This window comes from Pseudomonas sp. V98_8 (assembly GCF_029967975.1).
Taxonomy (GTDB): domain Bacteria; phylum Pseudomonadota; class Gammaproteobacteria; order Pseudomonadales; family Pseudomonadaceae; genus Aquipseudomonas; species Aquipseudomonas umsongensis.
Window position 1 is genome coordinate 126,297 of record NZ_JASCAE010000001.1, and the last position, 14,220, is coordinate 140,516.

Below are 14,220 nucleotides of genomic sequence, written 5' to 3' on the forward strand. Positions count from 1 at the left end.
GCGTCCGGTAAGGTGCGGTGGACCGCAGCGTCAGTTTAGTGAGCAACAACCGCTTACTAGCCATAACGACCGGTGATGTAGTCTTCGGTCTGCTTCTTCGCCGGATTGGTGAACAGGGTATCGGTATCGCCGAATTCCACCAGTTTGCCCATGTACATGAACGCCGTGTAGTCGGAAACCCGCGCGGCCTGTTGCATGTTGTGGGTCACGATGACGATGGTGAACTTGGATTTCAGCTCGTAGATCAGCTCTTCGACTTTCAGCGTCGAGATCGGGTCGAGTGCCGAGCACGGTTCGTCGAGCAGCAGCACTTCCGGCTCCACGGCAATGGTACGGGCAATCACCAGGCGTTGTTGCTGACCACCGGACAAGCCCAGCGCCGATTCATGCAGACGGTCTTTGACTTCGTCCCACAGGGCCGCGCCTTTCAACGCCCACTCAACCGCTTCGTCGAGCACGCGTTTCTTGTTGATGCCCTGGATACGCAGGCCGTAGACCACGTTCTCGTAGATGGTTTTCGGGAACGGGTTGGGCTTCTGGAACACCATGCCGACGCGACGACGCAGCTCGGCCACATCTTCGCCCTTGCGGTAGATGTTGTTGCCGTACAGGTTGATCTCGCCTTCCACGCGGCAACCGTCCACCAGGTCGTTCATGCGGTTGAAGGTACGCAGCAGCGTGGACTTGCCGCAGCCGGACGGGCCGATGAAGGCGGTCACGCGCTGTTTCGGGATGTTCATGCTGACGTCGAACAGTGCTTGTTTGTCGCCGTAGAACAGGCTCAGGCCCGGCACTTCAATGGCCACGGTTTCCTGCTCGAGGTTCAGGCTCTGTTTGTCGCGACCCAGGGCCGACATGTTGATGCCGTGGGTATGTGCTTCGTGCTGCATGGGAGGCTCCCTGTGCTAACAAATTCGGTTCGGGGCCGCAGGCCAGGCCTGCGGTTACGCAATTCTTTCTTTGTAGGAGCCGGCTTGCTGGCGATGACATCACCGCGGTGAACCAGGCGGACCGAGTCGCCAGCATCGCCAGCAAGCCGGCTCCTACAGTTGATCAGCTATCCAGCGCCTTGTACTTCTCGCGCAGGTGGTTACGGATATAAACGGCCGACAGGTTCAACGTCGCGATCACCAGCACCAGCAGCAGCGCCGTGGCATACACCAGCGGCCGCGCGGCTTCGACGTTCGGGCTCTGGAAGCCGACGTCATAGATGTGGAAGCCCAGGTGCATGATCTTCTGATCCAGGTGCAGGTAAGGGTAATTACCGTCCACCGGCAACGACGGCGCCAGCTTCACCACACCTACCAGCATCAGCGGCGCCACTTCACCCGCGGCGCGTGCCACGGCGAGGATCATGCCGGTCATCATGGCCGGGCTGGCCATTGGCAGTACGATCTTCCACAAGGTTTCCGCCTTGGTCGCGCCCAGGGCCAACGAACCTTCACGCACGGTACGAGGAATCCGAGCCAGGCCTTCTTCGGTGGCCACGATCACCACCGGCACCGCCAGCAGCGCCAGGGTCAACGATGCCCAGAGCAGGCCCGGCGTGCCGAAGGTCGGCGCTGGCAAGGCTTCAGGGAAGAACAGGCGGTCGAGCGAGCCGCCCAGCACATAGACAAAGAAGCCCAGGCCGAACACGCCGTAGACGATGGCCGGAACACCCGCCAGGTTGTTCACCGCGATGCGGATCACCCGGGTCAGGGTGTTCTGCTTGGCGTATTCACGCAGGTACACCGCGGCCAGTACGCCGAACGGGGTCACGATCATCGCCATGATCAAGGTCATCATCACGGTGCCGAAGATCGCCGGGAAAATCCCGCCTTCGGTGTTCGCTTCACGCGGGTCGTCGCTCAGGAACTCCCAGACCTTGCTGAAGTAGAAACCGATCTTGGTAAAGGTGCCCATGGCGTTCGGCTGGTAGGCGTGAACCACTTTACCGAGGCTGATTTCGATTTCCTTGCCGTTGGCATCGCGGGCAGTAAGGCTGTCGCGGTTGAACTGCGCGTGCAGATCGCCCAGACGGGCCTCGATGTCCTGATAACGGGCATTGAGCTCGGCGCGCTCGGATTCCATGTCCGCTTGCGCAGCGGCGTCGAGCTTGCCGTCCAGCTCCAGTTTGCGGCCGTGCAGGCGGATGCGTTCCAGCCCGGCGTTGATCGCGCCGATGTCGGACTTTTCCAGGGTCTTGAGCTGGGTAGCCAGCTGATTCACGCGGTTGATCCGCGCCTGCAGCTCGGGCCATGCAGCCTCGCCTTCGGCAATCACCTTGCCGTCCTGTTTGACGTTGACCAGGTAACCGTAGAAATTGCCCCACTCGCGGCGCTCAAGCGCCATCAATTCGACCGGCGTTTTCTGGTTGGTCAACCACTCGCCGACAATCCAGGTGAAATCGGTGCCGTTCAGGTCTCGGTTGCCGACCTTGATCAGCTCGCGGGTCATGAACTCCGGGCCTTCGTCAGGCACCGGCAGGCCGGCACTCTTCAAACGCGCACGCGGCACTTCTTCCTTTTGAACCACTTCGCCGATGACCAGGTGATTGGCCTGGCCCGGCACGTCGTAGCTGGCGTGGATAAGATCCGCCGGCCAGAAGTGACCCAGGCCGCGCACGGCAATCACTGCCAGCAGGCCAATGGTCATGATGACCGCGATGGACACCGCGCCACCGCTGATCCAGACGCCCGGGGCGCCGCTCTTGAACCATCCTTTCAGGGAGTTCTGTTTCACAGACTTCTACCTTTCTTAAAGCGACGAGTATTTCTTGCGCAGACGCTGACGAATCAGTTCCGCGAGGGTGTTCATGATGAAGGTGAACAGCAGCAGCACCAGTGCCGAGAGGAACAGCACGCGGTAGTGGCTGCCGCCGACTTCCGACTCCGGCATTTCCACCGCGACGTTGGCGGCCAGGGTGCGCAGGCCTTCGAACAGGTTCATTTCCATGACCGGGGTGTTACCGGTGGCCATCAACACGATCATGGTTTCGCCGACCGCACGGCCCATGCCGATCATCAATGCCGAGAAGATGCCCGGGCTGGCGGTGAGGATCACCACGCGAGTCATGGTCTGCCACGGCGTGGCACCGAGGGCCAGTGAACCCAGGGTCAGGCCGCGCGGCACGCTGAACACGGCGTCTTCGGCGATGGAGTAAATGTTCGGGATGACTGCGAAGCCCATGGCCAGGCCGACCACCAGTGCGTTGCGCTGGTCGTAGGTGATGCCCAGATCGTGGGAGATCCACATGCGCATGTCGCCGCCGAAGAACCAGTTCTCCATGAACGGGCTCATGTACAGCGACAGCCAGCCGACGAACAGGATCACTGGAATCAGCAGGGCACTTTCCCAGCCATCAGGGACTTTCAGGCGAATCGATTCCGGCAGGCGGCTGAAGGTGAAACCGGCGACCAGGATGCCGATCGGCAGCAGCATCAGCAGGCTGAAAATACCCGGCAAATGCCCTTCGACATAGGGTGCGAGGAACAGGCCGGCGAAGAAGCCGAGGATCACCGTCGGCATCGCTTCCATCAGCTCGATCACCGGCTTGACCTTGCGGCGCATGCCCGGGGCCATGAAGTACGCGGTGTAGATCGCGGCGGCGACGGCCAGTGGAGCAGCCAGCAGCATGGCGTAGAACGCGGCTTTCAGAGTACCGAAGGTCAGCGGCGACAGGCTCAGCTTGGGTTCGAAGTCGGTGTTGGCGGCGGTCGATTGCCAGACGTATTTAGGCTCGTCGTAGTTCTCGTACCAGACCTTGCTCCACAACGCGCTCCACGACACTTCCGGGTGCGGGTTGTCCAGCAGCAACGGTTGCAGCTTGCCGCCGGCCTCCACGATCACGCGGTTGGCCCGTGGCGACAGACCGAACAAGCCCTGGCCTTCGACCACCTGGTCGACCAGCAGGGTACGGTGTGCGGTGCTGTGGAACACCCCGAGCTTGCCCGAGGCGTCGAGGGCAACGAAGCCCTTACGGCGCTCTTCGGCGGTGATTTCAACGATGGGCGTGGTGCCCATCTGGAAGGTACGGATCTGCTTCAGACGCTGCTCGCCATCCGGGTCGCGGGCCATGAACCACTGGGCCAGGCCGCCTTTGGAGTCGCCGAGAATCAGGGAGATGCCACCCACCAGCTGCGTACTGGCGGTGATTTGCGCTTCGCCATCTTCCAGCAGTTTGTAGCGACCGTTGAGGCTGTTGTCGCGCAGGCTGAAGACGTCGGCCTGGGCACGACCGTTAATCACGTACAGCCACTGTTGGCGCGGGTCGACGAAGATGTTCTTCACCGATTCGGTCATCTGCGGCAGATCGATGCGCTTTTGCTCGTTGGTGATTTCGCCGGTCATCATGTTTTCTTCGCTGGTCAGCGACAGAACATTGAGTTGCGAACCGGTTGAACCCACCAGCATCAGGGTTGAATCGTTGGCATTGAGGCTGACGTGTTCCAGCGCACCACCCGCCTCGTTCAGCGTGATCGGCGCTTCGCCATACGGATACTCAATGGCCGGCGAGATGCTCTTCTTGCCGTCCGGATAGCTGACTTTATAAGTGTGACGGAACACCAGTGCCTGGCCGTTGGACAAGCCCACCGCCACCAGCGGGTGACCCGGTTGGTCTTCAGCGATGGAAGCCACGGTGGCACCCGCCGGAAGCGGCAGATCGACGCGCTTGAGTTCAGCGCCACTGTCGATATCGAAGAACAGCGCCTGGCCCTTGTCGGAAACCCGCATCGCGACCTGGTTCTGCTCTTCCAGGGAGATCATCAACGGCTTGCCGGCGTCTTGCATCCAGGCCGGCGTGATGGCGTCCCTGGATGTCAGGCTGGCACCCTGAAACAGGGGCGCAACGACGTAGGCGAGGAAGAAAAAGATCAGGGTGATCGCGCCGAGAACGGCGAGGCCGCCCACCAGGACGTACCAACGGGTCAGGCGATCCTTGAGCGCGCGGATGCGGCGCTTGCGTTGTAGCTCAGGCGTATTGAAATCAATTCGCTTGGGGGGATTTGTAGTCATTGTGGAATTGGCCAGATCATTCATTCGCACACCCTAGCGATCCTGTATGACAGAAAGATGACAGTGCAGTGACGCAACAAATCCGCCGCCCGGTGAAACCGGCAGCGGAGTGAGAATTGGGGGTTGTAGGAGCCGGCTTGCTGGCGATCCTGTCGACTCGGCTCGACGGGCTCACCGCGGTGATGCCATCACCAGCAAGGCGGCTCCTACAGATCCGGGGTTAGCCCCGGATCAGGGTTTTACTTTTTTGCGACTTCGGTACCGCCTTCCTGCAGACCCAGGTCAGCCAGTGCTTTTGCAGCGACCTTGGCTGGCAACGGGATGTAGCCGTCTTTCACCACGACTTCCTGGCCCTGCTTGGACAGAACCAGCTTCACGAACTCGGCTTCCAACGGGGCCAGAGGCTTGTTCGGGGCTTTGTTGACGTAGACGTACAGGAAGCGCGACAGCGGATATTTGCCGTTCAGGGCGTTTTCTTCGGTGTCTTCGATGAACTCGGTGCCGCCTTTCTTGGCCAAGGCCACGGTCTTGACGCTAGCGGTTTTGTAGCCGATGCCCGAGTAACCAATGCCGTTCAGCGACGAGCTGATCGACTGCACGACCGAAGCCGAGCCTGGTTGTTCGTTCACGTTTGGCTTGTAGTCGCCTTTGCACAGGGCTTCTTCCTTGAAGTAGCCATAGGTGCCCGATACCGAGTTACGACCGAACAGTTGCACCGGCTTGTTGGCCAAGTCGCCGGTCACACCCAGGTCACCCCAGGTTTTCACGTCGGTTTTAGCGCCGCACAGACGAGTGGACGAGAAGATCGCGTCGACTTGTTCCATGGTCAGGTGCTGGATCGGGTTGTCCTTGTGTACGAAGACGGCCAGGGCGTCCACGGCAACCGGGATAGCAGTTGGCTTGTAGCCGTACTTCTGCTCGAAGGCAGCCAGTTCGGTGTCCTTCATCTTGCGGCTCATGGGACCCAGGTTGGAGGTGCCTTCAGTCAACGCAGGTGGCGCAGTGGCGGAACCAGCGGCCTGAATCTGGATGTTTACGTTCGGGTATTCTTTCTTGTAGTTCTCAGCCCAGAGGGTCATGAGGTTGGCCAGGGTATCGGAACCGACGCTGGACAGGTTGCCCGACACACCAGTGGTCTTGGTGTAGCTCGGGATAGCAGGGTCAACAGCGGCAACCGCGTTGGCAGTCGCAACGCCAGCAGCGACAAAAGTCATTGCCGCCATCAAACGCTTCAGTTTCATGCCTTACTCCTAGCAGATAGGGTGTGTTATTCGGGGCCAAGTATCAGCAGGCCGTGTGAACACTCTATGGCTGAAATATGACAATTGGATGAAAGGCCAGTATTCGTTGTTCCAAGGCAATACCGCGTCATCGTTCTTCGCGAGCAAGCCCGCTCCCACTTTCGACCGCATCCCTCTATCGGTACTCGGTCAAATGTGGGAGCGGGCTTGCTCGCGAAGGCGTCATTGCAGTCGACACAAAGGGTCGGTCAGCGCCCTTTCTTCCAGAGATACGCCCCCACCAAAATCCCGACCCCGCACAGCACCGCCACGTAATACGCCGGTCCCATCGGGCTTTCCTTGAGCAGCAGGCTGACGACCATCGGCGTCAAACCACCGAAAATCGCGTAGGCCACGTTGTACGAGAACGACAGGCCGCTGAAACGCACCACTGGCGGGAACGCCTTGACCATCACGTACGGTACCGCGCCGATGGTGCCCACCAGCAGACCGGTCAGGGCATACAGCGGGAACAACCAGTCGGGGTGGTCGGCCAGGCTGTGATAGAACGTCCAGGAACTGGCCAGCAACGCCGTGCATCCGACAACGAACACGCGCCCCGCACCAAAGCGATCCGCTAACGCACCGGCAATGATGCAGCCAATGCTCAGGAACACGATTGCCACACTGTTGGACTGCAACGCGGTGGTTGGCGCGAAGTGGTAGACCGTCTGCAACACGGTCGGGGTCATCAGGATCAACACCACGATCGCGGCGGACAACAGCCAGGTCAGCAGCATCGAAATGGCAATTGCACCGCGATGGTCACGTAGCACCGCGCGCAACGGCACCTCCTCGGCCAGAGCCTTGCGCTGCTGCAGCTCGGCGAACACCGGAGTTTCGTGCAGCCAACGGCGCAGGTACACCGAGAACAGACCGAACACGCCACCGAGCAGGAACGGGATCCGCCAGGCGTAATCCGCCACTTCAACTGGCGTGTAAATGCTGTTGATCGCCGTGGCGACCAGGGAACCCAGCAGGATACCCGCCGTCAGGCCGCTGGTCAGGGTGCCGCAGGCATAGCCGACATGCCGCTGCGGTACGTGTTCAGAAACGAAGACCCAGGCACCCGGTACTTCGCCGCCAATCGCCGCGCCCTGGATCACCCGCATCAGCAACAACAGGATCGGCGCCCACATGCCGATCTGCGCATAGGTCGGCAACAGGCCCATGATCAGGGTAGGCACCGCCATCATGAAAATGCTCAGGGTGAACATCTTCTTGCGCCCCAACAGGTCGCCAAAGTGCGCCATCACGATGCCGCCCAGTGGCCGCGCCAGGTAGCCCGCGGCGAAGATGCCAAAAGTCTGCATCAAGCGCAGCCACTCGGGCATGTCCGCCGGGAAGAACAGCTTGCCCACCACCGTGGCGAAGAACACGAAGATGATGAAATCGTAGAACTCCAGCGCGCCGCCCAGGGCCGACAACGATAGCGTCTTGTAATCGTTGCGGGTCAGCGGTCGTGCGGATGGGGAAGGCTGCGCGATACTCGAGGGCGCTGTGGTCATGGCAAGGGCTTCTCTTATAGTCAGGTCTGCCGCCCCAACAACGCTGGCAAGGGCTCGGGCAGGACCGGCACGATAACAAATTGTTCGAAAAAGCACATAGAGGCGCGTATTTGATGGGCAAAATGAGAACCGGACGGTCGTATCGGAGTCTATCGACCGATATACTCGCAATTGTGTAATAGCTTGTAAGGGGTTGCTGTGCGAAAACGCCTGTCAGGTTCATAGGCGATTTCGCAGAGTTTCCCTTTAGGCGCCTTACGAAAAACGTGACGAACGCAGTGTGTTCGGGGATGAATCGTTTTTCCAGGACGGCTATTTATCCGCTACACAACGAAGAGTCACGGGTCAGAGGCACCCCCCGAATGATAGAGCTCGAACAAGAAGATCCGATCCCGCAAGGCGACCTGGCCCTGCAAATTACCGCGCTTCCTCGCGAAACCAACGGCTTTGGCGATATTTTCGGCGGCTGGCTGGTGGCGCAGATGGACTTGGCCGGTACTGCGATGGCCAGCAAGGTGGCTGGCGGTCGCGTGGCCACTGTCGCGATCGACCGCATGGCATTCCTGGTTCCGGTCGCAGTGGGCGCCCAGCTCTCCTTCTATACCCAGGCACTGGAAATCGGCCGCAGCTCGATCCAGATGATGGTCGAGGTCTGGAGCGACGATCCACTGTCCAGCGAATGGCGCAAAGTTACCGAAGCGGTGTTTGTGTTCGTCGCCATCGATGGCAGCGGCCGTACTCGTTCGGTTCCGCCCCGGGCCCGTTAAAAACGGGCTGCGTTAAACCCGATAAGCGTTTTGCGGTCCATTGCAGTCATTGTTACTGATCGAGAGCTGTCCCATGAGCACGCCCAACGTTGAAGCCGTCAAACTGGATGAACTGAACTGCTGGCGCATCCGCCACGGCCAGGCCGAATTGCTGGTGGCCCAGCAAGGCGCACACATCCTCAGCTATCAAGTGGCTGGCCAGCCACCGCTGATCTGGCTCAACGACGAGGCCGTGTTCAAGGCGGGCAAAAGCATCCGCGCCGGTGTGCCCGTGTGCTGGCCGTGGTTCGGCAACCTGGCGCGCAACCCGCAGAGTGTCCAGGCAATGCGCGTCAGCAGCGAACCCGCCGCCGCTCACGGCCTGGTACGGGCAATCGACTGGGAATTGGGCGGCATCGAGGCCGAGGGCGCAAGCCTGAAGATCGAGTTCCTCTTGCCTTGCCCCGAAGGCGGATTGCCTGGCTGGCCGCACAAGGTCGACCTGAAGTTGAGCATTCGTCTGGACGAGCAGCTGCATATCAGCCTGACCAGTCACAACCAAGGCACCGACACCGTCACGATCAGCCAGGCGCTGCACAGCTATTTCGCGGTCAGCGATGTGCGTAATGTGCATGTCGAAGGGCTGGACGGGCTGAGCTATATCGAGACGCTGGACGACTGGAAAACCGTGACCCAGTCCGGTGACTTGCACTTTACCGGCGAAACCGATCGCATTTACCTCGATACGCCGCCCCAGCTCAGCATTGTCGACCCGTCCTGGGAACGGCGTATCGAGCTCACCAGTACCGGTTCACGTTCGGCTGTAATCTGGAACCCATGGACCGAACGCGCCGCGGCTTTCAGCGACATGGCCGACGATGGCTGGCAACGCATGCTGTGCATTGAAACGGCGAATGTGATGGGTGATGTGGTGACGTTGGCGTCGGGTGCAAGCCATACGCTGGGTGTTAGCATCAGCAGCAAACCCATATAACACCACAAAACCAATGTGGGAGCGGGCTTGCTCGCGAAGAGGTCATAACGTTCAACATCATCGTTGACTGTTACATCGCCTTCGCGAGCAAGCCCGCTCCCACATTTGGTTTGTGCCAGGCCTGAAGCACTCGTTACAAATCCGATTCCTGCACCACCCTCACCTTCGCCGCGTCCAGCGCATACGCCGCATCCGCCAGGTCATTGCTGACCTTCTCGATCTTCAGCGTGCCGGTCACCCACAGCGGCGTGTAGATATCCTCCAGCTTCAAGCCCTTGGGATAGCGCACCAGCACCAGTTGATTGGGGGGAGGTGGCGGTACGTGAATGCACGCGCCCGGGTATGGCACCAGGAAAAACAAGGTGCTGCGACCCTTGGCGTCGGACTCCAGCGGTACCGGATAGCCACCGATACGGATGTCCTTGTCGTTCATGGACGCTACGGTCTTGGTCGAATACATCACCGCGGGCAAGCCCTTGCTCTGCTTCATGCCACCTTTTTCAGTGAAGGTGCCATCGGCCTCCGCAGAGTCGTGGTCGATTTCAGGCATGGCCTCGAGGGCTTTCTGGTCCGACTTGGGCATCAGTTCGAGCCAGTCGGTTTCCGGCAGCTCGCCGGCATGGGCAAGGCCCGCACTCAGTAAAACAAGAGTCAGCAGAAGACGTCGCATGAAAATGCTCGGTAGGGTTAAGGAGATCGCCGGGCATTCTAGTCCTCCCGGGCTGCGCAGCCGAGAGGACTTTGTCGCTTGAATCAGTTCTTTTTGATCAAGCCGTAGATCACCAGCAAGATGACGGCGCCCACCAGTGCGCCGATGAAGCCTGCGCCTTCACCCGCTTGATAGAGGCCCAGGGCCTGACCGCCGTAGGTGGCTGCCAGCGAACCGCCAATACCGAGCAGGATGGTCATGATCCAACCCATGCTGTCATCGCCCGGTTTGAGGAAGCGTGCCAGCAGGCCGACGATCAAGCCGATAAAGATGGTTCCGATGATTCCCATGGCATTTCCCTCTGATTAAATGGCAGTGTCCAAAGCCTAGTCAGACTTTGGCATCCTGCCATGAGAGAACGGCGGTCCCTTAATGGTTCCGCCGCTGCCACATGAACTGTTTTTACTCGGCGATGAGCGCTTCGACCTTGAGGATCTGTGCGGCCAGCGTTTCGCGATCTGCACAGCGCAAGTTGGCGTGACCGACCTTGCGGCCTACCTTGAATGCCTTGCCGTAGTGATGCAGGTGGCAATCGGCGATGGCCAGGACTTTGTCGGTCTCCGGCACTTTACCGATGAAGTTCAGCATTGCGCTTTCGCCGACCTTGGCGGTCGAACCCAGCGGCAGGCCGGCGACCGCCCGCAGGTGGTTTTCGAACTGGCTGCACTCGGCACCTTCGGTGGTCCAGTGCCCGGAATTGTGTACGCGTGGGGCAATTTCGTTGGCTTTAAGGCCCCCGTCGACTTCAAAGAATTCGAACGCCATCACGCCAACATAATTCAGCTGCTTGAGCACACGGCTGGAGTAATCTTCGGCCAAGGCTTGCAACGGGTGATCGGTGCTGGCCACTGACAGCTTGAGGATGCCACTGTCGTGGGTGTTATGTACCAGCGGATAGAACCTGGTTTCGCCATCGCGGGCGCGCACGGCGATCAACGAGACTTCGCCGGTGAAGGGTACGAAACCTTCCAGCAGGCAAGCCACGCTGCCCAACTCGGCGAAAGTGCCAACCACATCTTCAGGTGTGCGCAGGACTTTCTGGCCCTTGCCGTCGTAACCCAGGGTGCGGGTTTTCAACACGGCTGGCAGCCCGATGGAAGCCACGGCGGCGTCCAGATCGGCTTGCGACTGAATATCGGCGAACGCCGGGGTTGGGATGCCCAGGTCCTTGAACATGCTCTTTTCGAACCAGCGATCACGAGCGATGCGCAGGGCTTCGGCACTCGGGTAAACCGGCACGAACTGCGACAGGAACGCCACGGTTTCCGCCGGGACGCTCTCGAACTCAAAGGTCACCAGATCGACTTCATCGGCCAGCTGACGCAGGTGATCCTGATCGCCGTAATCGGCGCGCAGGTGCTCGCCCAAAGCGGCGGAACACGCGTCCGGCGCCGGGTCGAGGAAAGCGAAGTTCATACCCAGCGGAGTTCCCGCCAGCGCCAACATGCGACCCAATTGGCCGCCACCGATTACACCGATCTTCATCGTCAACAACCTCAGGCGATGCGTGGGTCTGGATTTTCCAGGACGCTGTCTGTCTGTTCAGCACGGAAGGTTTTCAGCACCGCGTGGAACTGCGGGTGCTTGGCGCCCAGGATACTCGCCGAAAGCAGGGCGGCGTTGATCGCACCGGCCTTGCCGATGGCCAGGGTGGCGACCGGAATGCCTGCTGGCATCTGCACGATGGAGAGCAGCGAATCGACGCCCGAGAGCATCGCCGATTGCACCGGCACGCCCAGTACCGGCAGGTGGGTCTTGGCCGCACACATGCCAGGCAAATGGGCCGCGCCACCGGCACCGGCGATGATCACCTCGATGCCACGCGCCTCGGCTTCTTCAGCGTACTGGAACAGCAGGTCCGGGGTGCGGTGGGCAGAGACCACTTTCACCTCGTAAGGGATGCCGAGCTTTTCCAGCATATCGGCGGTGTGGCTAAGGGTGGACCAATCGGACTTGGAGCCCATGATCACGCCAACCAATGCACTCATCGTCGTGCCTCTTCTCTCTGGGCGCCCGCAGGCGCATCAAAAAACAACAAGCCACGCAGAATGCGTGGCTTGATTGTACGAATTATGGCCAGGCGAACCGGCCGAAGGCCGCGCAGTATACCTCAATGAAGCCAATATACAGCCCCTGGTTCGACCATCTGTCATTGCTTTTGTCGGCTGACTTATTTGACCTTCAGGTCAGACCTTGAGACCGATGCCAGCAGCAGTTTTGAAAATGAAAGAAATATAAGGCAACTCGCAAACAGGTCTCCCTGAAGTTAGTCTGAATCTTCAAGTTGAGAATGACCAAATGTCTTCTAAAAGGATTTAGAAATGAACAATGTTTCCGAGCAAAAAAAACAGAAAAAAATCACTATCTATGCAGCCATCCACGAAGACGTGCCGAAAGATGTAAAGGACTCAATATATGCTGATCACTTTCTTCCGTTAGTAAAAGAGCTCGAAAGCTTTACTGACCACAAGGTGAGTGTGGTTTTTGGTGCTGGCGCTCCTTACAGCAACTTTGACTATAAGGGAGAGGACACTATGGCAACCCTGCGCAAGTGGGAACTCCTTGGTTCAAAGTACCTTGACGCCTACCGCGCCGAGGGTTTCGACACGAACGATATAAGACTCGTTGTATTGGTAACCCGTGATCGGCTCACTCGCAATATAGAAGGCGCAGCACTTGTATGGCCACCGTACAGCGCCGGAAGATTCGCTATTGCATCAGTAAATGGCTACCAGGTAATCGGCCATGAAATAGGTCACCTGCTCGGTGCCAGGCATGAAGACTCCGAAATCAACTACAACGGCTGGTGGAGTGAAAGCTACATGACCCCACAGCGCCTGGAGCTGCGCAGCAACAGTTATACCTTTAGCGAAGCCAATCGAAAAAACATCAACAATTACCTGGCCACCAAGAGCTGATATTCAATTTGGTCTACGCGCTACTTGATCGCTACCTTGGCGTTACTGATTGCCACTTGCCGCCCCGCCTTCAAGTTTGCGCCACAACAATCGCACATTAGCCTTACGCACCAGCGCACAGCGATACAGACGAATCTCCAACGGCACATGCCATTGCGGGCCGCCGCACACCACCAATTCTCCGCGCGCCAGCTCGGCGCGCACACTCAGCTGTGGCACCCAGGCAATCCCCAGCCCTTCCAGGGCCATGCTCTTGAGGCTATCGGCCATGGCGGTCTCATACACGGTGGTAAATCGCAGCGCGCGCTGGCGCAGCAAACCATTGACCGAGCGCCCGAGAAACGCACCCGCGCTGTACGCCAGCAACGGCACGCTGGCCTCGCCCTCAAGATCGAAAAGCGGCTTGCCCTGCTCATCCGCCGCACACACCGGGAGCATTTCGGTGTGCCCAAGGTGCAAGGAAGGAAAAATCTCAGGGTCCATCTGCATGGCCGCGTCCGGGTCATAGAACGCCAGCATCAAGTCACAACCGCCCTCGCGCAAGGCATGCACGGCGTCGCCAACGTTGGTGGCGACCAACCGCGTGGCGATGTTCAAGCCTTCATTGCGCAGTTGCGCGATCCAGCGCGGGAAAAACCCAAGAGCCAGTGAGTGTGCCGCCGCGACTTGCATCACTTCGCCCTGCCCGCCTTCCAGATGATGCAGATGTCGCAGCACCTCACCGAGCTGCTCGACCACGGTGCGCGCGGTCACCAGGAACAACTGGCCTGCCGCCGTCAGCTCGACCGGCGTGCGAGAGCGGTTGACCAGGGTCAATCCCAGCGCGGCTTCGAGGCTGCGGATTCGGCGGCTGAAAGCCGGTTGAGTCACAAAGCGGCGTTCCGCTGCCTGGGAGAAGCTGCGGGTGGCGGCCAGGGCACTGAAGTCCTCCAGCCATTTACTTTCCAGATTCATCACATCCTCCCGGACACGCACCAAATTAGGTCACACGCTCGCCGTCAACATGGCGTCACATGGGCATTATGCCGAATGTGCATAGGCCAGTGTTTAACAGCATTGGCCCAAAA

13 protein-coding genes are annotated in these 14,220 nt (G+C 59.5%); 3 read left to right on the forward strand and 10 right to left on the reverse strand.

Annotated features, from left to right (window positions below; all coding sequences use genetic code 11):
* Positions 1–56 precede the first annotated feature (56 nt).
* The 5 genes from pstB to QLG10_RS00630 all read right to left on the reverse strand — a co-directional run bounded on the left by pstB (position 57) and on the right by QLG10_RS00630 (position 7,786).
* The gene (pstB, locus tag QLG10_RS00610) at positions 57–890 is read right to left on the reverse strand and encodes a phosphate ABC transporter ATP-binding protein PstB (protein WP_095943421.1); all 834 of its coding nucleotides are present in this window, start codon (positions 888–890) and stop codon (positions 57–59) included.
* 163 nt (positions 891–1,053) lie between these two features.
* On the reverse strand, positions 1,054–2,724 hold the full coding sequence (gene pstA / locus QLG10_RS00615) for a phosphate ABC transporter permease PstA (RefSeq protein WP_110748243.1): 1,671 nt from the start codon (positions 2,722–2,724) through the stop codon (positions 1,054–1,056).
* A gap of 15 nt (positions 2,725–2,739) precedes the next feature.
* A complete protein-coding gene (locus QLG10_RS00620; protein ID WP_282485249.1) occupies positions 2,740–5,022 on the reverse strand; it encodes an ABC transporter permease subunit in 2,283 nt (760 codons plus the stop codon).
* 215 nt (positions 5,023–5,237) lie between these two features.
* Positions 5,238–6,239, reverse strand: coding sequence for a phosphate ABC transporter substrate-binding protein PstS (locus QLG10_RS00625; RefSeq protein ID WP_110748249.1), 1,002 nt, complete (start codon positions 6,237–6,239; stop codon positions 5,238–5,240).
* A gap of 248 nt (positions 6,240–6,487) precedes the next feature.
* Positions 6,488–7,786, reverse strand: coding sequence for an MFS transporter (locus QLG10_RS00630; protein WP_020797935.1), 1,299 nt, complete (start codon positions 7,784–7,786; stop codon positions 6,488–6,490).
* A 362-nt stretch (positions 7,787–8,148) separates the two neighbouring features.
* Between QLG10_RS00630 and QLG10_RS00635 the strand changes: the two genes are divergently transcribed.
* Entirely contained in the window at positions 8,149–8,553 is a 405-nt protein-coding gene (locus QLG10_RS00635) for an acyl-CoA thioesterase (RefSeq protein ID WP_007896491.1), read from the forward strand.
* 73 nt (positions 8,554–8,626) lie between these two features.
* Positions 8,627–9,526, forward strand: coding sequence for a D-hexose-6-phosphate mutarotase (locus QLG10_RS00640; protein ID WP_188263366.1), 900 nt, complete (start codon positions 8,627–8,629; stop codon positions 9,524–9,526).
* 133 nt (positions 9,527–9,659) lie between these two features.
* On the opposite strand, the gene QLG10_RS00645 is transcribed toward QLG10_RS00640, so the two are convergent.
* The 4 genes from QLG10_RS00645 to purE form a co-directional block, all read right to left on the reverse strand.
* The gene (locus QLG10_RS00645) at positions 9,660–10,196 is read right to left on the reverse strand and encodes a DUF3299 domain-containing protein (protein WP_282485250.1); all 537 of its coding nucleotides are present in this window, start codon (positions 10,194–10,196) and stop codon (positions 9,660–9,662) included.
* A gap of 83 nt (positions 10,197–10,279) precedes the next feature.
* Positions 10,280–10,525: a GlsB/YeaQ/YmgE family stress response membrane protein gene (locus QLG10_RS00650; protein WP_020797938.1), complete on the reverse strand. Its 246-nt coding sequence runs from the start codon at positions 10,523–10,525 to the stop codon at positions 10,280–10,282.
* Between the two features lie 112 nt (positions 10,526–10,637).
* Positions 10,638–11,720 carry a 5-(carboxyamino)imidazole ribonucleotide synthase gene (locus QLG10_RS00655; RefSeq protein WP_188263364.1) on the reverse strand — a complete coding sequence of 361 codons (1,083 nt, stop codon included), beginning with the start codon at positions 11,718–11,720 and terminating at the stop codon, positions 10,638–10,640.
* Positions 11,721–11,731: 11 nt separating this feature from the next.
* The gene (gene purE, locus QLG10_RS00660) at positions 11,732–12,223 is read right to left on the reverse strand and encodes a 5-(carboxyamino)imidazole ribonucleotide mutase (RefSeq protein ID WP_007971731.1); all 492 of its coding nucleotides are present in this window, start codon (positions 12,221–12,223) and stop codon (positions 11,732–11,734) included.
* A 333-nt stretch (positions 12,224–12,556) separates the two neighbouring features.
* On the opposite strand from purE, the gene QLG10_RS00665 reads away from it, so the two are divergent.
* Positions 12,557–13,153 (forward strand): reprolysin-like metallopeptidase, encoded by a 597-nt coding sequence (locus QLG10_RS00665; RefSeq protein ID WP_110748261.1) that lies wholly within the window; start codon positions 12,557–12,559, stop codon positions 13,151–13,153.
* A 42-nt stretch (positions 13,154–13,195) separates the two neighbouring features.
* On the opposite strand, the gene QLG10_RS00670 is transcribed toward QLG10_RS00665, so the two are convergent.
* Positions 13,196–14,107, reverse strand: a complete 912-nt coding sequence (locus tag QLG10_RS00670; protein WP_110748264.1) for a LysR substrate-binding domain-containing protein — start codon at positions 14,105–14,107, stop codon at positions 13,196–13,198.
* Positions 14,108–14,220 lie beyond the last annotated feature (113 nt).